The following is a 25468-nucleotide window of genomic DNA, read 5'->3' on the forward strand; positions in this document are numbered from 1 at the left end:
CCATGTGGGAATATCGCGGCCGACACTTCCGAAGAGGAGATCCCGATGTCCGACCTGTTCCAGCTGTCGGCGCCGTGGTGGCACTTCGTGCTGCGCGCGGTCGCGATCTACGCGTTGGTGATGGTGCTGATGCGGGCGTCGGGCAAGCGCGCAGTGGGGCAGTTCACGCCGTTCGACCTGGTATTGCTGATCCTGATCGGCAACGCGGTGCAGAACGGCATCAACGGCGGCGACAATTCGTTGACCGGCGCGCTGATCATGGCGACGACGCTGATCGCGTTGAATTACGCGGTGGCGTTCGTGACCTCGCGCAACCGCAGGGCCGAACGCCTGGTCGAGGGCGTGCCGGTGGTGCTGGCGCGCGACGGGCATGTGTTCGAGCGCGTGCTGCGCGAACAGCTGGTCAGCGACGCGGATTTCCACAAGGCCCTGCGCCAGCACGACATCGCCAGCGTGTCGCAGGTCGCGCTGGCGTTGCTGGAAACCAACGGCAGCATCAGCATCGTGACGCGCGAGGCCGGCGGCAGCGAACGCGCAGCGAGTTATCTGGCCTACTTCGATGGCGCGAAGGATCAGCTTTCGGACGACAGTTCCGACAACCAGTCGCGCGGGCGCAGGTAGTCCCCCAGCCGCGCTTCGTCGCTGCCGGCTTCCGGCGCGTAGCCGTATTCCCAGCGCACCAGCGGCGGCAGGCTCATCAGGATCGATTCGCTGCGCCCGCCCGATTGCAGGCCGAACAGGGTGCCGCGGTCGTAGACCAGGTTGAACTCGACGTAGCGTCCGCGCCGGTACAGCTGGAACGCGCGCTCGCGTTCGCCGTATGGCGTGTCCTTGCGGCGTTCGACGATGGGCAGGTAGGCGTCGAGGAACCCGTCGCCAACTGCGCGCAGGTAGGCGAAGTCGGCGTCGAAATCGGTGTGCAGGTCGTCGAAGAACAGGCCGCCGACGCCGCGGGTTTCGCCGCGATGCCTGAGGAAGAAGTATTCGTCGCACCAGCGCTTGTGTTCCGCGTAGCGAGCATCGCCGAAGGGCGCGCACAGGTCACGCGCGGTGCGGTGCCAGTGCAGCACGTCCTCGTCGAACGGATGGAACGGGGTCAGGTCGAAACCGCCGCCGAACCACCACGCCACCGTCTCGCCGTCGCGTTCGGCGCGGAAGTGGCGCACGTTGGCGTGGGTGGTCGGCAGGTAGGGATTGCGCGGATGGAACACCAGCGACACGCCGACCGCACGCCACGAAGTGCCGGCGAGTTCCGGTCGCGCCGCGCTGGCCGAGGGCGGCAAGCGCGTGCCGGACACGTCGGAGAAGCCGATGCCGGCCTGTTCGAACACCGCGCCGTCGCGCAGGATACGGGTGCGCCCGCCGCCGCCTTCGTTGCGCGTCCACGCGTCCTCGGCGAATTTGGCCGAACCGTCGGCGGCTTCGATCGCGGCGCAGATCCGGTCCTGCAAGCTGGTCAGGTAGTCGCGGACGACGGCGATGTCGGGCAGGGCGCTCATGGCGCCGAGTTTAATGCGCGGGCTGCGCCGCCGTGGCTTTCGCGCATCCCGCGAACGCATCCAGCGCCGGCCGGTAGGCCGTCGTGCGCACGCCCAGCAGGCCGAGCAGGCTGTCGAACAGGTTGTCCTGCGACAGTTCCGCGCCGCGCCTTGCGGCGATGCAGGCCGCGTCCGACCCGCGCCGCGCGCGGAATCCGTCGGACATCCACAGCAGCATCGGGATGTGCGTCTGCGATTCGGGCGCGATCAGGTAGGGCGCGCCGTGCAGGTACAGGCCGTTTTCGCCGGTGGATTCGCCATGGTCGGAAATGTAGAGCAGGGCGGAATCGACCTTGTCGTCGTCCCGCAGCGCCCGGATCGCGCGGGCCACGATGTGGTCGGTGTAGAGGATGGTGTTGTCGTAGGCGTTGATGATCTGCTCGCGTGGGCAGCGCTGCAGTTCGTTGGTCGTGCACGCCGGCTGGAAGCGCGCGAACGCATCCGGATAACGCTGGTAGTAGGCAGGGCCGTGGCTGCCCTTGGTGTGCAGGACGACGACCCGGTCGTCGGTCTTCGCGCCAAGCTCGGCGCGCAGGTTTTCGACCAGCAGTTCGTCGAAGCAGCCGGCCTTGCCGCAGAAGCGCGGGTCCTGGCCGTTGTATTCGTCGCGTTCGTCCAGGCGCTTGGCCACGCCCTTGCTGCCGGTGTTGTTGTCGTACCAGGTCACGCGGTAGCCGGCGTGGGAGAGGATGTCGAGCACATTTTCGCTCGCCGCCGCCTTCGATTCCTTGTAGTCCGAACGGCCGAGGTTGGAGAACATGCATGGCACCGAGACCGCGGTATCGGTGCCGCAGGAATGCACGTTGCCGAAATAATCGATCGGCAGCTTCGAAAGCTCGGGGTTGGTATCGCGCGCGTAGCCGTCGAGCGAGAAGCTGGCCGCGCGCGCGGACTCGCCCAGCACCAGCACGAACACCACCGGCTTGCCGCCGGCGGCCATGCCGTCGGCGCGCCGCGCATCGCGGCCGAGCGGCGCGGCGACCACGTTCACCGTGTGGTGCAGTTCATGCGCATAGGACAGGGTTGCCGAGAGCACCGCCACCGGATTGGCGAGGTGGCCGAGTTCGCGATGGTTGCGCAGGGTCGGGGCGACCTGGCGGCCGCCGAGCCCTGCGGCCAACGCCAGCACCAGCGCCAGTCCCAGCGCCAGTTTGACCCGCGACCACAGCTCGCGCCGGAACGGCTGCCAGTCGATGCGGACCCAGCACAGCGCCGCCAGCGGCAGCGCGAACAGGCCGAGCAGGGTCCACAACATCTTCCAGGAGAGCCATTCGCCGCCTTCCTGCAGGTTGGTCTCGGCGACGCTCTGCACGGCGAAGCGATCCACCACCGCACCATAGTGGTCCATGAAATACGCGGCGCCGGCGGCGACGAACAGCACGAAGCCGAGCCACGGCTTGAACAGCGGTTTGAAGCTCAGCGGCAGCAGCAGGATCGCGACCAGCACCAACAGCAACGCGGCGAACGCGAGGACGAAGCCCGCGCCGGCGAACCCCGCCGGGGCCAGCGGCAGCACCACATGCCAGAAGCGGCTGTTGGCGGCGAGCAGCAGGAACAGGGCCGCCAGCAGCAGCACGGTGTTGGCGCGCAGCGCCGGGCGGCTGCGGATCATGGAGGCGAACATCCGCCCATTTGGCCCGAAATGGTGTCGGAAACGGGTCGGACCGCGCCCGGCGGCGCGGTCACGGCTTCAGCGTATCCAGGAACAGTTCGTCGATGCGGCGGTATTCGTCGTACCAGGCGTCGGGGTGGACGAAGCCGTGCCGTTCCATCGGATAGGGCGCGATGCTCCAGTTGTCCTTGCGCAGCTCGATCAGTTTCTGGGTCATGTCGACCGAATCCTTGAACAGCACGTTGTCGTCGATCATGCCGTGCGCGATCAGCAGCCGGTCCCGGAGGCCGTCGGCGTATTCGATCGGCGAGGAACGCTTGTAGGCCTCGGGATCGAGGTCCGGCGTGTTGAGGATGTTCGAGGTGTATTCGTGGTTGTACTGGGTCCAATCGCTGACCGGGCGCAGCGCGGCACCGGCCTTGAACACGCCCGGCGCCTTGAACAGCGCGACGAAGGTCATGAAGCCGCCGTAGCTGCCGCCGTAGATGCCGGCGCGGTCGCGGTCGGCCTGCCTGTTCGCCACCGCCCAGTCGAGGCCGTCGAGGTAATCCTCGAGTTCGGGCTTGCCCATCCAGCGGTAGATCGCAGTGCGCCAGTCGCGGCCGTAGCCCTCGCTCGCGCGGTAGTCGAGGTCGAGCACGACGAAGCCCTGCTGCACCAGCAGGTTGTGGAACATCTGCTCGCGGAAATAATCCGGCCAGCGCAGTTCCGCGTTCTGCAGGTAACCGGCGCCGTGCACGAACATCACGATCGGGTATTTCCTGCCCGGTTCCGGATTCGCCGGGCCGTAGTACTTGCCCCAGATCGCGCCCGCGCCGTGCTTGGACGGCACCTGCACCGATTCGGGCTGGATCCAGTCGATCGCCTTGAACGCGGCGCTGCGGGTGTCGGTGAGCTCGCGCGCGTTGCCGCCGCCGGCATCCACCACCGCCAGTTGCGGCGGCAAATACGCGGACGAATGCCGCACCAGCAGCTTCGAGCCATCGGGCGACTGCACGAAGTTCTCGACGCCGTCGTAGCTGGTGACTTCGCGCACCGCGCCGCCGGTGGCCGGCACGTTGCAGACTTCGTAATCGATGGGACGATCGCGGTTGCAGAGGAAGTAGAAACCCTTGCCGTCGCGCGACACCGCGACCTGCGAGGTTTCCCACTTGCCGTCGGTGAGTTGCGTGCGACTCGAACCCGCGAGCGTGTACAGGTGCGAGAAGCCGCTTTCCTCGCTCAGGTACCACAGCGTGCGGCCGTCGGGCAGCCAGCCGAATTCGTTGAATTCCCAGTTGATCCACGCATCGTCGTGCAGGCGGTGGCGCGGCTGCAGCTTCGCGTCGGCGAAATCGACCGAGGCGATCCAGCGGTCCTTGTTGTCGATCGCGCGCAGCATCACCGCGACGTTGCGCGAATCGCCGCTCCAGCGGATCGAGGGCGCGTCGCCGTTGTCGCCGCTGGTCGTCACCTGCAGCGGGCGATTGCCCTTCAACGCATCCTTGCCCGCGGCCTTGCGCAGCGCGGCGAGCGGATCGGCGGCGATGCCCGGCAGCGGATCGAACTTCAATTCGCTGACCTTGCCGCTGGCGACATCCACCAGCCACAGTTTCTGCGGCAGCGGATCGTTGCGGCCGACGCGGGTGCGTTCCTCTTCCTGTTCCTCGTACCCGGATTCGGTGACGAACTTCTGCAGCTGGCCGGCCTTGCCCGCATCCGCGCCCTTTTCCGTCGTCACCGCGAGCAGCCAGCGGCCGTCGGGTGAAAGCGAGGAATCGACGATGTCGACGTCCTTGCCGAGGTAGAGCGGCGCCGGCGCTCGCGACGGATCCGCGCGGCGCCAGGTTTCGTCCTGTTCGCGCGCGGCATCGCGCTGCGCCTTGTCGTCGGCGAGGGTGCGCATCAGGCGCAGCTGGCGATCGCGCAGGCTGTCGTCGGCCGGCGCCGTGCCGGGCGCATCGGCCGCTTCGAGTTGCGCGGCCTGCGCAACCACGTTGCCGTTCCAGCGGAACCACGCGTTGTCGTCGCCGCGCCAGACCAGCGCGCCGTCGCTGCCCCACTGCAGGCGCGATTCCCCGTCGTTGCTGCGCGTGAGCTGGGTGAGGGCGCCGCTGCGCAGGTCGCGCACGAACACGTCGCCGTTGCGGACGAAAGCCATGCGCGAACCGCCAGCGTCGTAGGCCACGTCGGATGCGTCGAGCTTGGCGCGATCCGCGTCGCCGACTTTCGCCGCCGTGCCCCCCGCTTCCGCGGGGGCAGGCTCGAGCGGCTGCTGCCAGGTGTCGCGGATGCTCGCGCCTTCGCGCTTGAGCGTGTAGTCGACGGCCTTGCCGTCCCAGCGCCACCAGGCGTCTTCCACCGACGGGCCGATCCAGTCCGGGTCGGCCATGATCTGCGCGAGAGACAAAGGTTCGGCGGCCTGCGCCGACGGCAGGACGAACAGGAAGGCGAAAGCGAGCGGGGCGAGGCGCATGGGACGATCCGGAATCGAAGTCGGCGCAGGTTAGCAGTCGCGTCGCGCCCGCCACCGTGCCAATCGTCCGGCATGACCGCGCGGCACTGGCCGCGGGGCATGATGCGGCGCACAATACGCCGTGGGCGTCGCGCCCTCGCGCGGCGCGGAGTCGATGCGTGGATGCACTCCTGCTGTCGCGGATCCAGTTCGGGTTCGTGATCTCGTTCCACATCCTGTTCCCGGCCTTCACGATCGGCCTCGCGCACTGGCTGGCCTTCATCGAATGGCGCTGGCTGAAAACGCGCGACGACCTCTGGCGCGACCTGTATTTCTTCTGGCTGAAGGTCTTCGCCGTGTCGTTCGGCATGGGCGTGGTCAGCGGCATCGTGATGAGCTTCCAGTTCGGCACCAACTGGGCGGTGCTCAGCGAGAAGGCCGGCAACATCCTCGGCCCGTTGCTCAGCTACGAGGTGCTGACCGCGTTCTTCCTCGAAGCCGGCTTCCTCGGCGTGATGCTGTTCGGCTGGAAGCGCGTATCCGACCGCCTGCATTTCTTCGCGACCTGCATGGTCGCGCTCGGTACGCTGATCTCGACGTTCTGGATCATCTCCGCCAACAGCTGGATGCAGACGCCGCAGGGTTTCACCATCGATGCGCAGGGCGTGCTGCAACCCGCCGACTGGTGGGCGATCGTGTTCAACCCCTCGTTCCCGTACCGGCTGGCGCACATGGTGCTGGCCGCGTTCATCACCACCTGCTTCGTGATCGGCGGCGTCAGCGCCTGGTACCTGCGCCGCGGCGTGCACGTCGAGGCCGGCAAGCGGATGCTGGTGCACGCGATGGCGTTCGCCGCGATCGCGGTGCCGCTGCAGATCGTTGCCGGCGACCTGCACGGCCTGAACGTGCGCGAACACCAGCCGGTGAAGCTGGCGGCGATGGAAGCGCACTGGCACAGCGAGGGCGAGGGCAAGGGCGTGCCGCTGGTGCTGTTCGCGGTGCCGAACGAACGCGAGGAACGCAACGATTACGAAATCGCGATCCCGCAACTCGGCAGCCTGGTCCTCACCCACACGCTGCGCGGCGAGATCCAGCCGCTGACCGCGGTGCCGCGCAGCGAACGCCCGCCGGTGAAGCCGGTGTTCTATGCATTCCGGGTGATGGTCGGGCTCGGCGTATTGATGCTGCTGCTTGCGTTCGCTTCGCTGTGGGCGTGGAAGCGCAAGACCTTGTTCGAATCGAAAATCCTGCTCGATGGCTGGCGCTGGCTGAGCCCGGCCGGATTCGTCGCGCTGCTCGCGGGCTGGTACGTGGTCGAGATCGGGCGCCAGCCCTACACGGTCTACGGCGTGCTGCGCACCGCCGATTCGGTCAGCCCCAACATTCAGGCCGCGGCGGTGCTGTCGTCGCTGCTCGTGTATGCCGCGGTTTATTTCTTCATCTTCGGCTTCGGCATCTGGTACCTGCGCAAGCTGCTGCTGATCGGGCCGGTGAAGCAGCCGCCCAAGCACCTCGACGGCGGCGAAAAGACCCCGGCGCGGCCCTTGTCGCTGCCGGATGAACCGGTGGAGGGCGGCTGATGGACTACTGGCTTCCCATTATCTGGTTCGGCGTGATCGGCTTCGGCGTGCTGATGTACGTGCTGCTCGACGGCTTCGTGCTCGGGCTCGGCATCCTGCTGCCGTTCGCGGAGGACGAACACCAGCGCGACCACATGATGAATACCGCGGCGCCGATCTGGGACGGCAACGAAACCTGGCTGGTGCTCGGCGGTGCGGGATTGTTGGCTGCGTTCCCGAAAGCCTATGCATTGATCCTGTCCGCGCTGTACCTGCCGGTGCTGCTGATGCTGGTGGCGCTGGTGTTCCGCGGCGTGGCGTTCGAATTCCGCTTCAAGGCGCATCGCTCGAAATTCCTGTGGGGAATCGCGTTCGCGCTGGGTTCGCTGTGCGCGGCGTTCTGGCAGGGCGTGATCCTCGGCGCGGTGGTCGAAGGCATGCCACTGGCGCAGGGCAAGTACATCGGCGGGATGTTCGGCTTCTTCAGCCCGTTCGCCATGCTCACCGGCGCCGCGGTGGTGTTCGGCTATGCGCTGCTCGGCGCGTGCTGGCTGATCCTCAAGACCGAGGGCGCGCTGCAGAAGGTCGCGCGCACGCTGGCGCGGCCGCTGATGCTGGTGGTCGTGGTGTTCATGGGTCTGGTCAGCGCCTGGCTGCCGTTTCTCGACAGCCGGATCATGGCGCGCTGGTTCGAGGGCGGGCATTTCTGGTGGTTGTCGCCGGTGCCGTTGCTGGTGCTGCTGAACGCGTTCGCGCTGTGGCGCGCAGTCATGGCGCAAGGCCGCGACGCGCGCCCGTTCGTGCTCACGCTGTGCTTCTTCGGGCTGGGTTTCGCCGGACTGGTGCTCGGCATCTGGCCGTACATGGTGCCGCCGGGATTGACGATCTGGCAGGCCGCATCGCCGCCGTCCTCGCAGGGCTTCGTGCTGGCCGGGCTGGTCGTGCTGCTGCCGGTGATCCTGGGCTACACGTGGTGGTCGTACCGGGTGTTCGCCGGCAAGGTCGAGGCCGACGCCGGTTACCACTAGCCGGGTCGTCGCCGACGCGCGTTCGCTGAACGGAAGGTTCCGCCGAACCGCGCTTTCCCGCACAATCGCCGCGAATTCCTTCTTTCCGGCGGTTTCCCCCGATCGCGATGCTGGCCTACGTCTACAAGAGCCTGAAAAAGGCCGATACCTACGTCTACCTCGCCGCGCGCGACGATTTCGCCCGCCTGCCCGAACCGCTGCGCACGCAGCTCGGCGCGTTGCAGTTCGTGCTCGATGTCGACCTCGCTCCGGGCCGCAAGCTCGCGCAGGAAGACCCCGACGTGGTGCGCGGCAACCTCGCGTCGCGCGGCTTCCACCTTCAGTTCCCGCCGACCATGGCCGATCCGATGAGCGAAGACTGGGGCACCGATGCCTGAGCGCAACGGGAACCTGCGTGCCATCGCGCTCGGCGCGGGCGCGCTGTTGGCCGCGGCCGCGACCGCGTTCGGCGGCATCGCCGCGGCCGCCTGCGGCTGGCTGGCGCAGCCGTTGTTCGCGCTGTTGCTGCGCGGACGCGATGCGCCGTTCGCCTGGGCCGACCTGCTCGCGCTGGCGCAACGTTGGGGCGTCGCGCTGCTGGTTGCCGGCCTGCTGCTGGCCTGGCCGCTGGCGAGCCTGGTGTTCAAGCCCGGCCTTGGCGGCGTGTTCGGCCTGAGCGCGGCGTTCGGGCTCGGCCTGGTCTCGCTCTGGCATGGATGGAGCGCCTGGCATCGCGCGGAAATCGCCGGCCCCGCATCGCGCCTGCGCGACGAAGCCCCGCCGTGGACCTCGTGGCACGGCCTCGGCGTTGCCTGCGCAGTGGCGCTGGTGCTGGCGTCTGTGGTGTTGCTGGCATGGCCGGATGCGCTGTCGGCCAGTGCACGCCATGCGCTCGCGATGGTGTGCGTGGTGGCGTGGCCGGCATTGCACTGGTGGATGCAGCGCGAGGTCGCGCCCGCGCGGACTGCGGAAGTTGCCGGAGAACGTGAATCCGTCGGTGAAGCCGGATCCGAAAGCGTCGAAACCGTGCATGCGCCCGAGGCTTTCGCACCGATCGCCGCCGCGCCCGCGCCGGACCTCGCGCCCGAGTTGTACGCCGCCGCACGAGGCGGCCGGGTCGAACGCGCGCTGGAACTGCTCGAAGCCGGCGCCGACGCGCACGCGCTGCCGCCCGCGGACGATCGCGACCAGCGCGTGCTGCCGGTACTCGCCGCGGTGCTGCCGGATTTGCGCCTGCTGCGCGCCCTGATCGCGTGCGGCGTCGACCTCAACCAGGCGCATGCGGGCATGACGCCCTTGCTCGCGGCCACGCGCGACAGCTGGCACGGTCGTCCCGAGGCGGTGATGACCCTGCTCGCGAACGGCGCCGACGCGCGCGGCCGCGATCGCGACGGCAACACGCCGCTGCACCACGCCGCGCGCAGTTCCGATCCGGGCGTGGCCGCGCTGCTGCGCGATTCGGGCGCGGAACTCGATGCGCGCAACGACGAAGGCGTGACCCCGCTCGGGGTCGCCTGCGCCTGCGGAAACTGGCGGCTCGCGCGCTTCCTGCTCGAACTCGGCGCGAAACCCGAAGCCGCGGACGCGGCGCCGGCGCTGCTGTCCGCGGCCGGCGGCGACGACGACGATGCCTCCGGCGTGCAACTGCTGCTCAAGCACAAGGCGCGGGTGGATTCGCGCGACGCGCATGGACGCGGCGCGCTGCACGCGGCGGCACGCGCAGGCCATCCCGGCATCGTCCATGCCCTGCTCGAAGCCGGCGCGGATGCGCGCGCACGCGACGGCGACGGACGCACGCCGCTGCTGGACGCGGCCGAAGGCGGCAACGTCGCGGTGGTCGATGCCCTGCACGTGGCCGGCGCCGAAGTCGCGGCGGTCGACCACGAGGGTCGCGGCGCGCTCGCGATCGCCGCGCTTGCGGAGTTGCCGTCCACCGCGACGGTGCGTCGCCTGCTCGAACTCGGCGCGGATCCGCACCACGCCGCACTCGACGGACGCACGCCAGTCGACATCGCCGCAGCCGCTGGTCGCTGGTCGCTGGTTTCGCTGTTCGATCCCGACTACCCGCTGCCGGCGAGCGTCGGCGGCGACAACGCGCAGGCGCCGCCGGACCGCACGCCGCAGTCGCTGCTGCGCGATGGCCTGGTCGAACGCCAGCCCGAAGGCCTCGATGCGCTCGCGCGCCTGCTCGGCCCGCGCGAACTCGGTGAACTGCTGCACGAACCGCGGCTTGCGCTGCGCACCGACGCCCTCGCCTGGTTGCTCGCGCACGGCGCCGATGCGGAGACGCGCGATGCCGACGGCAGCGTCCCGGTGTTCGCGCTGCTCGCGCGCGGACCCGAAGCGCTGCCGGCATTGCAGCTCTACCTGCGCCGCGCGGCGTCGCCGGCGGGACGCGGCGGGCTCGCGCGTTTCCTCGCCGCATGCGTGAGTGGCGAACACACCGCTTCCTCGCAGCAGCAGTTCGCGCTCGACCTGCTCGATCGCGGCGCCGATCCGTTCGGAAACAGCGAAGCGGGCGATCCGCCGCTGGCGCTGGCGGTGCGGCTGGGTTGGCCGCAACTGTGTTCGCGCCTGGTCGCGATCGGCGTCGACCTCGACGCGCGCGATGCGCACGGCATGGCCGCGCTGCACCTGGCCGCCGCGCTCGGCCGCGAATCGGCGCTGAAGCAGCTGGTCGCCGCCGGTGCGCGCCCGGACATCCTCGCCGCGGACGGACAGACGCCGCTGGGCGTCGCCCTTTCCGGCGGTCGCCGCGACCTCGCCGACTGGCTCGACTGGCGCGGCTGGCCGTTGCCGCGTCGCGCGTTGCGCGCCGGGGACCTGCCTGCGGCGGCGATCGTCGGCGACACCGATGCGGTTCGGCGCCTGCTCGAACTCGGTTTCGCCATCGATACCGCCGATGCGCAGGGCTGCACCGCCTTGTTGCGCGCGGCCGGCGGCGGCCATCGCGCGACCACCGAATTGCTGCTCGCGCGCGGCGCCGATCCGCAACGCGCGGCCAACACCGGCGCCACGCCGTTGTCGGCGGCGGTGAGCATGCGCCACGTCGAGATCGTCGAACGCCTGCTCGATGCCGGCGCCAGCCTCGAACAGCGACTGCCCGGCGAGGTCACCGTGCTGATGCTGGCCGCGGCGCTCGGCCTGCCCGACGTGTGCGCACGCCTGCTCGCGGCCGGCGCGGACGTGCACGCCGGCGATGCGCAGGGACTGACGCCGCTGCATTGCGCCATGTTGTACGGCTTCACCGCGCGCGAACGCCCGCGCCTGCTCGCGCTGCTCGACACGCTGCTGCTGGCCGGCGCGGAACCCGACCACGTCGCGGCCGGCGGGGTGACGCCGTTATTGCTGCTGCTTGGCGCGCGCGCCGAACCCGGCACCGCCTGCGACGAGGACGTGCTCCTCGCCGCGCTCGATCACCTGCTCGACGAACCGGTGTCGCTGGAAGCGCGCGATCCGCGCGGTTTCGGCCCGCTGCACCTCGCCGCATTGCACGGATTGTTGCGCGTGGCGCAGCGTTTGCTGCGCGCTGGCGCGGATCCTGACCTGCGCGATGCGCTCAACCGCCGCCCGCGCGAGGTCGCGCTGATGCGCGGCTTCGTCGACGTCGCCGCCGAACTCGCGCCGCCAGCCGCCGCGCAGCCGCCGTCGATGGCGCGGTTTTTGAGGGAATAGCTCGAAGCACTGTCGTATGAAAACTTACGACATTCAAGGTCCGAACGGCCGCTTGCTCGCATTCGAAATTGGCAATACGTTCACGAGTCGACGCAGGGTTTGCGCGATAGCTGCAAACATTCCCGGAGCAAAAGTCACGCGTGCGCCAAAGGTGTTTTCCTGGCTTCGTGAGTCGTCTTTCTGCGAGTTTATCGTGGACGAACAACTCTTCGAAATCGAAGAGCCATTCGGCGACAGCGGCAGATACTGGATTGGCCCTGTGCCTCCGCGCTTCTTGGACGTCACCGAGAAGGTGAGGGACGTATTTCGCTCCGCCAAATAGGAAGTCATAAGTTGGATCGACTGTATCGATTCAACAGTGACATGGTTACACACCGTCATTCCGGGGCATCGCCGGCTTCATCGGCGATGAGCCCGGAATCCAGCGTCTTTGCTTTTCGGTAATCGGAACGAAAGGCACTGGATTCCGGCTTTCGCCGGAATGACGACTTCTCAACCCCCCGGCGCCGCTTCGTCCTGCACCTTCGCCACGTCGCCGAATTCGCCCTCGCCGAGTTCCGCGGCGAACAACTGCTCCAGTTCCTTGCGCGCATCGGCATTGGTCTGGCGCAGCGCGTCCTCGTCGTCGTAGACGAGGTACTGCGCTTCCAGCAGGCGTTCGTCGAGCTCGCGGAAACGGCGCGCGCGGTCGTCCGCGACCTCGGGCGGAACGCCGAGCGCGACCAGCACGTCGCGGCCCATCTCCAGGCTGCTTCCGAAGGTCTCGCGCATCGGCACTACCCCGAAATCCATCAGCTGCCACGCATGGCGACGGTCGCGCGCACGCACGAACACCTTCGCCTTCGGGTACTGGCGGCGCAGCAGGCGGGTGATGCGCAGGCTCGCCTCCATGTCGTCCACCGCGACCACGAACACCTTGATTTGCGCCGCACCGGCCGAGCGCAGCAGGTCGGGCTTGGCCGGGTCGCCGTAATAGATCGGGTTGCCGAAGCGGCGGAAGAAATCGACCTGCTCCACGTCCGGATCGATCGCCACGAAGCGGATGTGCTGGGCGAACAGCAATCGCGCGACGATCTGGCCGAAGCGACCGAAGCCAGCGATCAGCACCTGCGGCTGTTCGTCCGGGATTTCGTCGAACGCGCGCGCGGGCCCCTTCGGCTTGCCTAGCGCGAGCAGGCGCACGATCGCGATCAACAGCAGCGGCGTCACTGCCATCGACAGGCCGACGATGGCGGTCAGGCGGTCGTGCTGCGCTTTCGCCAGCAGGTTGGCGCGGTCAGCTTCGTTGAACACCACGAAGGCGAATTCGCCGCCCAGCGCGAGCACCGCGCCCAACAGCAACGCACCGCGCGTGGACAGCTTGCCGGGACGTAGGCCGAGGGCGAACAGCAGGATGAACTTCACCAGCATCAGCACCGCCACGCCGATGGCGATCGATGCCGGATCGGCGGCGACCACGCGCAGGTCGATGCTCATGCCCACGGCCATGAAGAACAGGCCGAGCAACAGGCCCTCGAACGGCTGGATCTGCGATTCCAGTTCGTGCCGGAATTCCGAATCGGCCAGCAATACGCCGGCGAGGAATGCGCCGAGGCCCGCGCTCAGGCCCACCAGCTGCAGCAGCCACGCGCTACCCAGCACCACCAGCAACGCGGTGGCGGTGAACACTTCGGGCATGCCGGTGCGGGCGATGATCCCGAACAGGTAGCGCAGCAGGAAGCGGCCGCCGAACACCAGCGCGGCGATGGCGCCCATCGCCTTGGCCACCGCCAGCCAGGTATTGGTTCCGGCATCGGCCGCGTGCGCCAGCAGCGGGATCGCCGCCAGCAACGGGATCGCGGCCAGGTCCTGGAACAGCAGGATCGCGAACGCGAGGCGGCCGTGGTCGCTGTTGAGTTCCTTGCGCTCGGTCAGCAACTGCAGGCCGACCGCGGTCGAGGACAGCGCCAGCCCGACCCCGACCACGATCGCGGTTTGCCAGGCCAGGCCCTGCAGCATCACGAAACCGCCCAGCACCGCGGCGGTCAGCAGCACCTGCAGCCCGCCGGTGCCGAAGATCGGGCGCTTCATCAGCTTCAGCCGCGGCAGCGACAGTTCCAGCCCGATCACGAACAGCATCATCACCACGCCGATCTCGCTGGCGGCGAGCACGCGTTCGGGATCGGCCACGACCTTCAGCGCATGCGGGCCAAGCAGCACGCCGGCGACGAGGTAGCCGAGCACCGCGCCGAGGCCAAAGCGCTTGAACACCGGCACCGCGACCACCGCCGCGAGCAGGAACACCAACGCGAGTTCGAGACCGCCGTCGTGCATGGGCACCTCCGGGGCCGATGATAGGCCGGTCGCGGCGGATTTCGGCGTTATCGCAGTGGAACGCCCGCGAGGAGAGCGCCATGTCCATGCTCCGCGCCGCCGCCATGGCGCCGCTCGTCCTGTCGATGGCGAACGCATTCGCGGCCGGGGGCGGGCATTTCCGGCTGGGCGAAACCCATGTCGACGCGAAGTACGCCATCGCCGTGGTCCGCGACCGCGGCTACGACGACGGCGCGCAGACCTTCGTGTACCTCGGCGATTTCCCGCTGGACGCAGCCAAGGTCGCGGCCGCGTTCGATCCCGAGGACGAAGTGCGCGCGGAACTCGGCGACCGCGCCGGTGGTTACGTGCGCATCTGCATCAGCGCGGACAGTTCCGAATGCGGGATGTTCTACAACCGCAAGCAACCGGACGATTCGTTCAACACCTCCGGCTACGGCACGTTCGGGCTGGACACGTTCGAGCCGGGCCGCGTCGCCGGCGGTTGGGAATTGAAAGAGCCCGAATCCTTCTTCGACCAGACCTACGATTTCGACCTGCGCTTCGACGTCGCGGTGACGCCGTTGCCGGGCAAGCCGTTGCCGGCCGATGGCGGCGAGCCGGGAGCCGCATACCGTGCATGGCTCGCCGCGTTGGCGAAAGGCGATGTCGCGGCGCTGCGCAAGCTCGGCGACAGCGAGCATGCGTACCGCTTCCCCGAGGACGATGCGGCGCAGGTGAAGGAATCGATCAAGGACCTGCGCGACGGCACGCCGCTGCAGGCCGACATCGCGCGCGGGCTGGTCGATGGCGACAGCGCGGTGCTGTGGGTCGAAGGCACCGACCGCGACGACATCCGCCGCCGCGGCCGCGTGCGGATGCTGCGCGAGGAAGGCGCCTGGCGCTTCGCCGAGGACGATCTGGAGAGCGTGGACGATTGAGCCGCGCTATGCTCGCGCCGGGTTTCAGGGATGGGGAACGGGGATGAAGGGTTGGGGAATCAGGGCTGCGCTGTTGTTGGCGCTACTAGCGCTCGGTTTTGCAGCCGATGCGGCCGATCAGGAGCGTCTGCTCCGGATGTCCGAGATGAGCATGCTGGTGAAGGGCACCATCGACATGCGGCCGGATGGCAGCGTCGAAAGTTATGCGCTCGATGATTCCGGAAAGCTTTCGCCAGCGGTGGCCGGAATGGTCGGCATGCAGGTTTCGCAATGGCGATTCGAGCCGACACTGGTCGACGGCAAACCGGTGCGAGCACGCACGAAGATGCAGTTGCGCATCGTCGCCAAGCCCGCGGACACACAGAATTTCGACGTGCATATCCAGAGCGCCTACTTCTGGGGCGACAGCGAAGGCGAGGACGAGCGCATCAGTGTCCGCAAGAAAACCTCGCGGGGCCCCATGGTATCGGCGCTGATGTCGACGGGACTGGACGCGGCGGACCTGTACCTTGCGCTGAAGATCGGCCCGGATGGCAAGGTGGAGGACGCCATCGTCGAGCAGGTGAATCTGCCCACCCTGTACTCGGACGGGGACATGGCGAGGTTGCGCAGATTGCTCTCGCAGCCGACGCTGAAGGTGGTGCGTCAGTGGACATTCAATGTCCCGACCAAAGGCGAGCGTGCCGGCCAGCCGTACTGGTCCGGATTCCTTCCGGTGACCTTCCGGCTCTCGGACCAGAACGGTTCGCCGGCCGAAGCCGGTTATGGGGAATGGCGGGCATACATCCCCGGGCCCTGCACACCCATTCCATGGCGCACCCTCGACAAGGGCGGTGACAACAGCCATTGCGGGAACGACGCGGCACCCGAAGGCGTGCTTTCGCTCGACAATTCTGGACCCAAGCTTCTGACGCCACTGATGCAAGGCTGATTACGGAACACGCGGGTGATCGAGCCGCGCTATGCTCGCGCCGCACTTCAAGGACGGGAGGCGGGAATGAAGGCTTGGGGAACCATGATCGTGGTCGCATCGGCCCTGCTCGCCGTCGCCTTCATCGCCGGCGCAGCCGACACGCAGCCGAAACGCGAGCAGGCCCAATTCAGCATTTTGCTCAAGGGCACGGTCGACATCGATGCCGACGGAAGCGTCGATCACTATTCGATCGAAGGAATGAACAAGCTGGCGCCCAGCATCGCCGGAATGCTCGACAAACAGGTGATGCAATGGAAATTCGAACCGGTACTGGCCGACGGAAAGCCGGTCGCTGCGCAAACCTACATATCGATGCGGTTGCTGGCGACCCCGAACGGCGACGGCAACTACGCCGCCGGCATCCAGAGCGTCTGGTTTTCGGGTGGTGGAAAGAACGGTCGACCCGATGTCGAGAGCGGCAACCGGTTTGGCATTCGACAAAAAGCGGCCTTGCGGTATCCGAAGGAGGCCATCGATTCCGGCATGGCGGGTACCGTGTATGCCGCCCTGAAGATCGGCCCCGACGGCTTGGTCATGGACGCGATGGTGGAGCAAGTGAACCTCACCATTTCTGGCACGGACGTGGAGATGGCAAAGGCACGCAGGATTCTCGGAAACAATACGCTGGCATCGCTGCGCAAGTGGATCTTCGACGTCCCGACTCAGGGCGATCAAGCCGGAAAACCGTACTGGATCGGGATTCTTCCGGTGCATTACGGAATCGCCGGCACTGAGGCACGCGCGAAATACGGCGAGTGGGAAAAATACATCCCGGGCCCGCACACCGAAGTCCCATGGGCAGACCCGGATGGCGGGCCGAGGCAAGTCAATGCCGGGGGCGTCGATGCATTGCCGGCCGGCGAGCTCACGCTCGATAGCTCCGGCCCCAGGCTGCTGACGCCGTTGACGCAGGGGTGATCATGGAACGAGCGTGCGATTGCGCCGCACTTCAAGGACGGGGACGAGGATGACGGCTTTTGGAATCAGGGTCGCAGCTGCGGTCGCGTTGCTGGCGGTCTTTTTCGCGGTGGATGCAAGCAGTCCGCAGGCGCTGCGAAAGCAGATGGAACTCAGCATGGTGGTGACCGGGTTGATCGACATCGACGCGGATGGCCGGGTCGCGCACTACGCGCTCGACAAGCCCGAAAAACTCCCATCGGAGATCGTGCAACTGGTCTCGATGAAACTCCCGAACTGGAAATTTGCAACAAAGACGATCGACGGGAAACCGGTCGGCGCCCATGCGAAGGTGGCATTGCGCTTCGTGGCCAGCCCGAAGGGCGGTGGCGACTATGACATCGGCATCCGCACTGCGAGCTTCTTCGATGACGCCGACAAGGAAAACAGGATCAGCGTCGGGAAGCGGACGTCCATCGGCACGCTGGTGACGGCATTGATGATGTCCGGTGCGACGGGCGACGTCTACATCGCGCTGAAGATCGGGCCGGATGGCAGGGTCATGGATGGAATCGTCGAACAAGTGAACCTGACCGCGACCGGCACCGATGCGCAGATGGCGCATGCGCGCAAGCTGCTTGGCGAAAGATCGTTGGCAGTCCTGCGCGATTGGACCTTCATCGTGCCGGCGAGTGGCGAAGGGGCGAGCAAGCCCTACTGGTCGGGAGTCATGCCTTTGGTCTTCCGGATGAGAAATGGCCAACCCGAGGACGGGAATTACGGCAAGTGGCATGCCTATCTGCCCGGACCGCGCGCGAACATTCCATGGCGGAACCCGGAGGACGAAAAGAACGCGGGCGGAATCGATGCACTACCCGCCGGTCTGTTCTCCCTGGATGGCGTTGGCCCAAAGCTTCTGACGCCACTGATGCAAGGCTGATCGCCGCAACAAAAAACGCCCCGCATCGCGGGGCGTTTTCTTCTAGCTTCGCGCGAAGACTCAACGCTTCATCGAAGCGAAGAACTCGTCGTTGGACTTGGTGCTCTTCATCTTGTCGAGCAGGAATTCCATCGCCGCGATCTCGTCCATCGGATGCAGCAGCTTGCGCAGGATCCAGATCTTCTGCAGCAGGTCCGGTTCGATCAGCAGATCCTCGCGGCGGGTGCCGGAGAGGTTCACGCCGATCGCCGGATACACGCGCTTCTCGGTGATGCGGCGGTCCAGGTGCACTTCGGAATTGCCGGTGCCCTTGAACTCTTCGTAGATCACCTTGTCCATCGCGCTGCCGGTATCGACCAGCGCAGTTGCAATAATGGTGAGCGAACCGCCTTCCTCGACATTGCGCGCGGCGCCGAAGAAGCGCTTCGGCCGGTGCATCGCGTTGGAGTCCACGCCGCCGGTCAGTACCTTGCCGCTGGACGGGACGACGTTGTTGTAGGCGCGGGCGAGGCGGGTGATCGAATCGAGCAGGATCACCACGTCGCGCTTGTGCTCGACCAGGCGCTTGGCGCGCTCGATCACCATCTCGGCGACCTGCACGTGGCGCGCGGCGGGTTCGTCGAACGTGGACGAAATCACCTCGCCGCGCACGGTGCGCTGCATTTCGGTCACTTCTTCCGGGCGCTCGTCGATCAGCAGCACGATCAGGTGCACGTCGGGGTGGTTGTAGGTGATCGCGCTGGCGATCTGCTGCAGCATCATCGTCTTGCCGGCCTTGGGCGGCGAAACGATCAGCGCGCGCTGGCCCTTGCCTTGCGGCGCCATCAAATCGAGGATGCGGCCGGCGATGTCCTCGGTGGATCCGTCGCCGCGCTCGAGCTTGAAGCGCTTGCGCGGGAACAGCGGGGTCAGGTTCTCGAACAGCGCCTTGTTCTTCGAGGCTTCCAGCGGCTCGCCGTTGATGGTGTCGACGATGTTCAGCGCGAAATAGCGTTCGCCATCCTTGGGCCAGCGGATTCGGCCGGAGATGTGGTCGCCGGTGCGCAGGTTGAAGCGGCGGATCTGCGAGGGCGAGATGTAGGTGTCGTCCGGGCCGGCGAGGTAGCTGGCCTCGGCGCTGCGCAGGAAGCCGAAGCCGTCCGGCAGGATTTCCAGCACGCCATCGGCGGCGACGCCTTCGCCGTGGCGGGTCAGCACCTTGAGGATGCCGAAGATGATGTCCTGCTTGCGCGCGCGGGCGACGCCTTCGCTGATCTGCAACTGCTCGGCGATGTCGATCAGTTTCGGCGCGGGCATGCGCTTGAGGTCGCCCAGCGAATAGGTCGGGAAGCCTTCGGGTACCTGCGGGTGCGGGCGCGGCACGAAGCCTTCGCCGTTGCCGCCGCCGCTGTCGTCCTGCGGCAGGCCGTTCTGGTAGCGCTCGCGCTGGCGGTCGCGCCGGTTGCGGAAACGGTCGCGGCGGTTGTTGCCGCCTTGCTGGTTCTGGTTGTTGAAGCGCTGGCCGTCCTGCTGGCCGCCGCGCGATTCGAAGCCGCCTTCGGAAGGCGCGTCGTTCGACTGCGGCGCCGGCGCGCTGGCCTCTGGCGGCGGCGCGGGGGATGCCGGTTCAGCGGCGGCGGGGGGCGGTGGCGGGGTGGCGGGCGCGGCAGACAAACCGCCATCCGGCGGTTGGGAGCTTGCAGCTTCGGGTCGGGCCTTCGGCGGACGGCCGCGGCGCTTCGGGGTGGTTTCGGTATCGTCGGACAAGCGGGAAAACCTCGCAGTGGCGAGCGCTCGCGTTGCGCGAGCATCGGGAAACGTCCTCAGGACGTCGGGAAAGGTCTGGAAGAGGAGGTGCGGCGGCGGGGCGTGCCCAATCTGGCGCCGAAACGTGGGGGAAAACTAGCACTGGCGCGCCGTGGCGCGCAAGCGGCGTTGCCGATGGGAGCGCCCTTCGGGGCGCGATTGTTCAGCCGGATCGCTTGCCGCAGGTCGCGCCCCCAGGGTCGCTCCTGCAGCGCAGGCGCAGGGGATTCAGCGGGACAGGCCGGTCAAGGCGTCTTTCTGGTCAAGCGCCTTCTCGATCATCTGCCCGAGCTGGGCCTTGCCCACCGCCCCGATCTGGGTGCCGTGGACCTGGCCGTCCTTGAATACCAGCAGCATCGGGATCGAGCGCACGTGGTACTTGATCGCGGTCGCCTGGTTCTGGTCGACGTCGACCTTCACGATCTTGGCCTTGCCGGCGTAGGCCGCGGCCAGTTCGTCCAGCGCCGGCGCGATCATCTTGCACGGGCCGCACCACGGCGCCCAGAAATCGACCAGCACCGGCTCGCTGGACTGCAGCACGGCGGCATCGAAATCGGCGTCGGTGGCGTGGATGACCTTGTCGCTCACGGAGTTCTCCTGCGGAAACGTTGGACTGGCGGGCAGTGGCCCGGCAGCAGGGAATAAGGGGAATGTTAAACTTGGGGAGTCCAGCGCGGCATTCAAGTCGCGTTGTCGTGCCGGGAACGACCAGCCCCGGACCTTCCCGGCAGTCTGCGTGGCTGCCTCCCATTCATACAAGCATGCATGCGCATGCGCGCCCTCGTGGCGCCCCGAGGCCAAGCACCCGTGTCCGACAAACCCCTGACCGATATCAGTTTTTCCTCCTTCGACCTGCATCCCGCGTTGCTCGCGGGGCTCGAAGCCGCCGGTTTCAACCGCTGCACTCCGATCCAGGCCCTGACCCTGCCGCTGGCGCTCGCCGGCCGCGACGTCGCCGGCCAGGCCCAGACCGGCACCGGCAAGACCCTGGCGTTCCTGATCACCGTCATCAACCGGTTGCTGACCAGGCCGGCGCTGGCCGATCGCAAGCCCGAGGACCCGCGCGCGCTGATCCTCGCGCCGACCCGCGAGCTGGCGATCCAGATCCACAAGGACGCGGTGAAGTTCGCCTCCGACCTCGGCCTCAAGTTCGCGCTCGTGTACGGCGGCGTCGACTACGACAAGCAGCGCGCGCAGCTGCAGGCCGGCGCCGACGTGATCATCGCCACCCCCGGCCGCCTGATCGACTACGTCAAGCAGCACAAGGTCGTGTCGCTGCACGCCTGCGAGGTCTGCGTGCTCGACGAGGCCGACCGCATGTTCGACCTCGGCTTCATCAAGGACATCCGCTTCCTGCTGCGGCGCATGCCGATCCGCACCGAACGACAGACCCTGCTGTTCAGCGCGACGCTGTCGCACCGCGTGCTCGAGCTCGCCTACGAGCACATGAACGAGCCCGAGAAGCTGGTGGTCGAAGCCGAGACCGTCACTGCCGCACGCGTGCGCCAGAAGGTCTATTACCCGGCCGACGAAGAGAAGATCCCGTTGCTGCTCGGCCTGCTCTCGCGCAGCGAGGGCGCGCGCACGATGGTGTTCGTCAACACCAAGGCGTTCGTCGAACGCGTGGCGCGCGCGCTGGAGAAGGCCGGCTACCGGGTCGGCGTGCTCAGCGGCGACGTGCCGCAGAAGAAGCGCGAGTCGCTGCTGAAGAAGTTCCAGGCCGGCCAGCTGGAGCTGCTGGTCGCCACCGACGTCGCCGCGCGCGGCCTGCATATCGATGGCGTGTCGCACGTCTACAACTACGACCTGCCGTTCGACGCCGAGGATTACGTGCACCGCATCGGCCGCACCGCGCGCCTGGGTGCCGAGGGCGATGCGATCAGCTTCGCCTGCGAGCGCTACGGCATGTCGTTGCCGGACATCGAGGCCTACATCGACCAGAAGATCCCGGGCGAGCACGTCACTCCGGAAATGCTGGTCGCAGTGCCGCGCGCGCCGCGGCCGCAGGTCGAGGCGGTGGCCGAGGATGGCGAAAGCATCGGCGAGATCTTCAGGGAAGTGCGCGAGGCCCGCGCCGCCGAGGACGCCAAGCGCGGCGGCCGCAGTGGCGGTCGTGGCGAACGTTCCGGTGGACGCGGCGGACGTAGCGGCGAACGTCGTCCTTCGACGGGCTCGGGACAAGCCGCCGGTGATCGCGATGGCGAGAACCGTGGGCCGCGCCCGCCGCGCAAGCCCCGGCCCGAGGCACCGGCAACGGCCGCCGCCGAAACCCCGGCCCAGGCGCAACTCCCGCTCGCCGACGGCGAACAACGCCCACCGCGCAAGCGCCGTCGTCGTCGCGGCGGACGCCGCGTGGAAGGCGCCGCGCCGCAATCGGGCGCTACTGCTGCCGCGCCGCCGGCGACGCCTGCCGCCGCGCAGCCTTCGCTGCTGACGCGCATCGGCCGCGGGCTGAAGTCGCTGGTGACGCGTTCGCCCAGCAAACAGCACTGACAACCCGCCCACGCGCCTGCTGTGCTCGGCGGGATGCTGGCCGCCGTCGGCGCCGCGGGCGATACTGCGCCTCAACGCCACGGAGAGGTCGCGTCGTCGCCATGCCGGTCCTGCGCTTCGACAACGTCAGCAAGGTCTACGCAGGCGGCCGGCAGGCGCTTCGCGAAGTCAGTTTCGACATCCAGCCGGGCGAAATGCTGTTCCTCACCGGGCATTCCGGCGCCGGCAAGAGCACGCTGCTGAAGCTCATCCACCTCGCCGAACGGCCGAGCCGCGGCACCGTGCTGTTCAACGAACGCAACCTCGCCAAGGTGCGGCGCGGTCGCGAGGCACTGCACCGGCGCGAAGTCGGCGTGGTGTTCCAGGACCATCGCCTGCTGCTCGACCGCAGCGTGTACGAGAACATCGCGTTGCCGCTGGTCCTGCGCGGGATGAAACGCGGCGAGATCGGCAAGCGTGTGCGCAGCATCCTCGAACGCCTCGGCCTCGGCGACCGCGATCGCGCGCTGCCGACGCAGCTTTCCGCCGGCGAACAACAGCGCGTCGGCATCGCCCGCGCGGTGGTGGGCGAACCGCGATTGCTGCTCGCAGACGAACCCACCGGCAACCTCGATCCGACCCTGTCCGCGGAAATCATGGCGTTGTTCGCGTCCTTGCCCGAACGCGGCACCAGCGTGCTCGTCGCCAGCCACGACCTCGGGCTGGTCAAGCGCATGAAGCGGCGCGTGCTGGTGCTCGACCATGGCCAGCTGGTGGACGACATTTCGCCCGAGGACCTCGCCGATGAATGAGGCGCGCGTCCATCATTCCGGGCCGGTCGCGTGGTTGAACCACCACGTTTACAGCTTCGTTTCCAGCCTCGGCCGCGCGGTGCGCCGGCCATGGGCGACGCTGCTCACCATCGGTGTGATGGCGGTGGCATTGGCGCTGCCGCTGGGCCTGTGGGCGGTGCTCGACAACATTTCGCGCTTCGGCGGCGAACTACAGCAGTCGCGCGAGATCGCCGTGTTCCTCAAGCCCGAACTCGGCCTCGATCGCGCGCAGGCGCTGGCCACCAATCTGCGCGGGCGCAGCGACGTCGCCACGGTGAAAGTGAAAACGCCGGAGGAAGGCCTGAAGGAACTGCGCGAACGCGGCGGCCTTGGCGATGCCATCGACGCGCTCGGCGACAACCCGCTGCCGAGCGTGCTGATCGTCACCCCGCGCGGCGACGAAACCGCGCTTGCCGAATCGCTGTCCGCCTTGCCCGAAGCCGACCAGGTGCAGCACGACGCGCAATGGCGCCAGCGGCTCGATGGCTGGCTGCGTTTCGGCGGACGCGTGGTCTGGGTGCTCGGCCTGTTGCTCGGCCTCGGCGCGTTGCTGGTGGTCGGCAACACGGTGCGCCTCGACATCCAGTCGCGGCGCGAGGAGATCGGCGTGCTGCAACTGCTCGGCGCACGCGACGGCTTCATCCGTCGACCGTTCCTTTATCTCGGCGCGTGGTATGGACTCGCCGCCGGCGCGCTCGCACTCGGCCTGCTCACGCTCGCCGCGTGGTCGTTGCGCGCGCCGCTGGCCGACCTCGCCGCGACCTACGGCAGCCATTTCCAGCTCACTGGTTTCGCGCCCGCGGTGCTGGTCGGCGTCCTCGTCGGCGCGACCCTGCTCGGCTGGTTGGGGGCGGGCGTGGTGACCGGGCATTTCCTGCGCCAGACGCGCCCGGCGGAGGCGTGATGGCCGGCAAGCACGACCTGCGCCACCTGGTCAGCGACGCGCCGCGGGTGCTGGTCGTCGATGGTTCGAAACTCGTGCGCAAGCTCATCGGCGACGTGTTGCACAAGGAATTGCCGAACGCGGAGGTCATCGCCTGCGAGGGCATCGAGGCCGCGCGCGCGGCGCTGGCCGAAGGCGCGTTCGATCTCGTGACCACATCGTTGGTTTTGCCCGATGGCGACGGCGCCGCGGTGGCGAAACTGGTGCGCGAAGCCGCGGGCCAGGCCTACGTGCCGGTGATCGTGGTGTCCGGCGACGTGCAGTCGCGGCTGGAGTCGCGCAGCCTGGCCGACGACGTCACCGATTACTTCGACAAGGCGCTCGGCCACCAGGCGCTGGCCGCGTTCATCCGCGGCTACGTCGATCCGCAGCCGGTGCCCGGCGCGCGCGTGCTCTACGTCGAGGATAGCCGCGTGGTCGCGCTTGCGACCAAGCGCATGCTGGAAGCGCATCAGATGACGGTGACCCACGTCGATTCCGCCGAAGCCGCGCTCGACTTCCTGCACGAACACCGCAGCGAGGACGACGTTGGCGCCGACCTGCTGCTCAGCGACGTGTACCTGAAGGGTGCGCTCAGCGGGCACGAATTGCTCGGGCAGGTGCGCAAGGCCTTCGGCTATTCCAAGCGACGCCTGCCGGTGGTGGTGATGACTGGCGACGACAACCGCGAACACCAGGCCTCGCTGCTGCGCGAGGGCGCGAACGACCTGGTGCTGAAGCCGATCGAGGAACGCCTGCTGGTGATCAAGACGCTGTTCCAGCTGCGCGCGGCGAAGACGCCGGAGCGGCGCGCGTTCGACGCATGAGCGCGGGCGAGCTGCGACTCGAACCCTCGTGGAAAGCGCGCGTCGGCGACTGGTTCGCGCGCGAGGACATGCGCGCGCTGTCGGAATTCCTGCGGCAGCGCATCCATGCCGGTGCGCGCATCCATCCGGAACCGAAAAACATCTTCGCCGCGTTCGACGCCACGCCGTTCGACGCGGTCAAGGTCGTGATCCTCGGCCAGGATCCCTACCACGGCCCGGGGCAGGCGCACGGACTGTGTTTCTCGGTGCTGCCGGGCGTCGAGGTTCCGCCTTCGCTGCAGAACATCTACAAGGAACTCGCGCGCGACACCGGTTTCGCCGCGCCCACGCACGGCCATCTGCTGCCGTGGGCGCAACGTGGCGTGCTGTTGCTGAACTCGGTGCTGACGGTCGAGGAAGGCCGCGCCGGTTCGCACCAAGGCAAGGGCTGGGAAGGCTTCACCGACCATGTCGTCGATGTGTTGAACTGCGAACGCGAGGGTTTGGTGTTCCTGCTCTGGGGCAGCTATGCGCAGGCCAAGGGCCGGGTGATCGACCCGCGCCGGCACCGGGTGCTGAAGGCGCCGCACCCCTCGCCACTGTCCGCGCACCGGGGTTTCATCGGCTGCGGGCATTTCTCCGCCGCCAACGAATACCTGGCCCGCCATGGCGTGGCCCCGGTGGACTGGTCGCTGCCGCCGCGGGCCGAACCCGGGCCGCCGCCCACCTGAGCCTTGCGCCGGCCCGATCCGGGCCCATGTCGATCCTGTGCCCAGCTCCGC

The 25468-nt window shown here is 67.9% G+C and carries 20 protein-coding genes; 14 read left to right on the forward strand and 6 right to left on the reverse strand.

The window, feature by feature from the left end; translation table 11 throughout:
* Window positions 1–45: 45 nt before the first annotated feature.
* Window positions 46–621: a DUF421 domain-containing protein gene (locus FNZ56_RS10120; RefSeq protein WP_143879719.1), complete on the forward strand. Its 576-nt coding sequence runs from the start codon at window positions 46–48 to the stop codon at window positions 619–621.
* On the opposite strand, the gene hemF is transcribed toward FNZ56_RS10120, so the two are convergent.
* From hemF to FNZ56_RS10135, 3 genes are all read right to left on the reverse strand, one after another.
* Window positions 573–1499, reverse strand: a complete 927-nt coding sequence (gene hemF, locus FNZ56_RS10125) for an oxygen-dependent coproporphyrinogen oxidase (RefSeq protein ID WP_143879720.1) — start codon at window positions 1497–1499, stop codon at window positions 573–575. The genes FNZ56_RS10120 and hemF overlap by 49 nt on opposite strands.
* 10 nt (window positions 1500–1509) lie before the next feature.
* Window positions 1510–3150 (reverse strand): phosphoethanolamine transferase, encoded by a 1641-nt coding sequence (locus FNZ56_RS10130; RefSeq protein WP_185970729.1) that lies wholly within the window; start codon window positions 3148–3150, stop codon window positions 1510–1512.
* 70 nt (window positions 3151–3220) lie between these two features.
* Window positions 3221–5605 carry a S9 family peptidase gene (locus tag FNZ56_RS10135; protein WP_143879722.1) on the reverse strand — a complete coding sequence of 795 codons (2385 nt, stop codon included), beginning with the start codon at window positions 5603–5605 and terminating at the stop codon, window positions 3221–3223.
* 158 nt (window positions 5606–5763) lie between these two features.
* On the opposite strand from FNZ56_RS10135, the gene FNZ56_RS10140 reads away from it, so the two are divergent.
* The 4 genes from FNZ56_RS10140 (at window position 5764) to FNZ56_RS10155 (ending at window position 11825) form a co-directional block, all read left to right on the forward strand.
* Entirely contained in the window at window positions 5764–7164 is a 1401-nt protein-coding gene (locus FNZ56_RS10140) for a cytochrome ubiquinol oxidase subunit I (RefSeq protein WP_143879723.1), read from the forward strand.
* Window positions 7164–8171, forward strand: a complete 1008-nt coding sequence (gene cydB, locus FNZ56_RS10145; RefSeq protein ID WP_143879724.1) for a cytochrome d ubiquinol oxidase subunit II — start codon at window positions 7164–7166, stop codon at window positions 8169–8171. Before FNZ56_RS10140 ends, cydB begins: the two co-directional genes overlap by 1 nt.
* A gap of 107 nt (window positions 8172–8278) precedes the next feature.
* Window positions 8279–8548: a YcgL domain-containing protein gene (locus FNZ56_RS10150; RefSeq protein WP_143879725.1), complete on the forward strand. Its 270-nt coding sequence runs from the start codon at window positions 8279–8281 to the stop codon at window positions 8546–8548.
* Window positions 8541–11825 (forward strand): ankyrin repeat domain-containing protein, encoded by a 3285-nt coding sequence (locus FNZ56_RS10155; RefSeq protein ID WP_143879726.1) that lies wholly within the window; start codon window positions 8541–8543, stop codon window positions 11823–11825. The genes FNZ56_RS10150 and FNZ56_RS10155 overlap by 8 nt, the downstream gene beginning before the upstream one ends.
* Window positions 11826–12317: 492 nt before the next feature.
* Here the strand turns inward: FNZ56_RS10155 and FNZ56_RS10165 are convergent, their stop codons facing one another.
* On the reverse strand, window positions 12318–14138 hold the full coding sequence (locus FNZ56_RS10165) for a monovalent cation:proton antiporter-2 (CPA2) family protein (protein ID WP_143879728.1): 1821 nt from the start codon (window positions 14136–14138) through the stop codon (window positions 12318–12320).
* Window positions 14139–14218: 80 nt separating this feature from the next.
* Between FNZ56_RS10165 and FNZ56_RS10170 the strand changes: the two genes are divergently transcribed.
* The 4 genes from FNZ56_RS10170 to FNZ56_RS10185 are packed head-to-tail and all read left to right on the forward strand — an operon-like array spanning window position 14219 to window position 17868.
* Window positions 14219–15058: a hypothetical protein gene (locus FNZ56_RS10170; RefSeq protein ID WP_143879729.1), complete on the forward strand. Its 840-nt coding sequence runs from the start codon at window positions 14219–14221 to the stop codon at window positions 15056–15058.
* Between the two features lie 43 nt (window positions 15059–15101).
* Entirely contained in the window at window positions 15102–15989 is an 888-nt protein-coding gene (locus tag FNZ56_RS10175; RefSeq protein WP_143879730.1) for an energy transducer TonB, read from the forward strand.
* Between the two features lie 15 nt (window positions 15990–16004).
* On the forward strand, window positions 16005–16949 hold the full coding sequence (locus FNZ56_RS10180; RefSeq protein ID WP_143879731.1) for an energy transducer TonB: 945 nt from the start codon (window positions 16005–16007) through the stop codon (window positions 16947–16949).
* 49 nt (window positions 16950–16998) lie between these two features.
* On the forward strand, window positions 16999–17868 hold the full coding sequence (locus FNZ56_RS10185; protein WP_143879732.1) for a protein tonB: 870 nt from the start codon (window positions 16999–17001) through the stop codon (window positions 17866–17868).
* Window positions 17869–17928: 60 nt separating this feature from the next.
* Here FNZ56_RS10185 and rho read toward each other — a convergent pair whose 3' ends face one another.
* Both rho and trxA read right to left on the reverse strand, forming a co-directional pair.
* Window positions 17929–19614, reverse strand: a complete 1686-nt coding sequence (gene rho, locus FNZ56_RS10190; protein ID WP_143879733.1) for a transcription termination factor Rho — start codon at window positions 19612–19614, stop codon at window positions 17929–17931.
* 267 nt (window positions 19615–19881) lie between these two features.
* On the reverse strand, window positions 19882–20241 hold the full coding sequence (gene trxA / locus FNZ56_RS10195; RefSeq protein WP_143879734.1) for a thioredoxin: 360 nt from the start codon (window positions 20239–20241) through the stop codon (window positions 19882–19884).
* A gap of 219 nt (window positions 20242–20460) precedes the next feature.
* On the opposite strand from trxA, the gene rhlB reads away from it, so the two are divergent.
* From rhlB to ung, 5 genes are all read left to right on the forward strand, one after another.
* Complete coding sequence (rhlB, locus tag FNZ56_RS10200) at window positions 20461–22146, forward strand: ATP-dependent RNA helicase RhlB (RefSeq protein ID WP_143879735.1); 1686 nt, start codon at window positions 20461–20463, stop codon at window positions 22144–22146.
* Window positions 22147–22247: 101 nt separating this feature from the next.
* Window positions 22248–22937 (forward strand): cell division ATP-binding protein FtsE, encoded by a 690-nt coding sequence (gene ftsE, locus FNZ56_RS10205; RefSeq protein WP_143879736.1) that lies wholly within the window; start codon window positions 22248–22250, stop codon window positions 22935–22937.
* Window positions 22930–23862 (forward strand): permease-like cell division protein FtsX, encoded by a 933-nt coding sequence (ftsX, locus tag FNZ56_RS10210; protein WP_143879737.1) that lies wholly within the window; start codon window positions 22930–22932, stop codon window positions 23860–23862. The genes ftsE and ftsX overlap by 8 nt, the downstream gene beginning before the upstream one ends.
* Entirely contained in the window at window positions 23862–24707 is an 846-nt protein-coding gene (locus tag FNZ56_RS10215) for a response regulator (protein WP_143879738.1), read from the forward strand. Before ftsX ends, FNZ56_RS10215 begins: the two co-directional genes overlap by 1 nt.
* On the forward strand, window positions 24704–25417 hold the full coding sequence (gene ung / locus FNZ56_RS10220; RefSeq protein WP_143879739.1) for a uracil-DNA glycosylase: 714 nt from the start codon (window positions 24704–24706) through the stop codon (window positions 25415–25417). Before FNZ56_RS10215 ends, ung begins: the two co-directional genes overlap by 4 nt.
* Window positions 25418–25468: the final 51 nt, after the last annotated feature.

It is taken from the genome of Lysobacter lycopersici, from assembly GCF_007556775.1.
Classification (GTDB): Bacteria; Pseudomonadota; Gammaproteobacteria; order Xanthomonadales; family Xanthomonadaceae; genus Pseudoluteimonas; species Pseudoluteimonas lycopersici.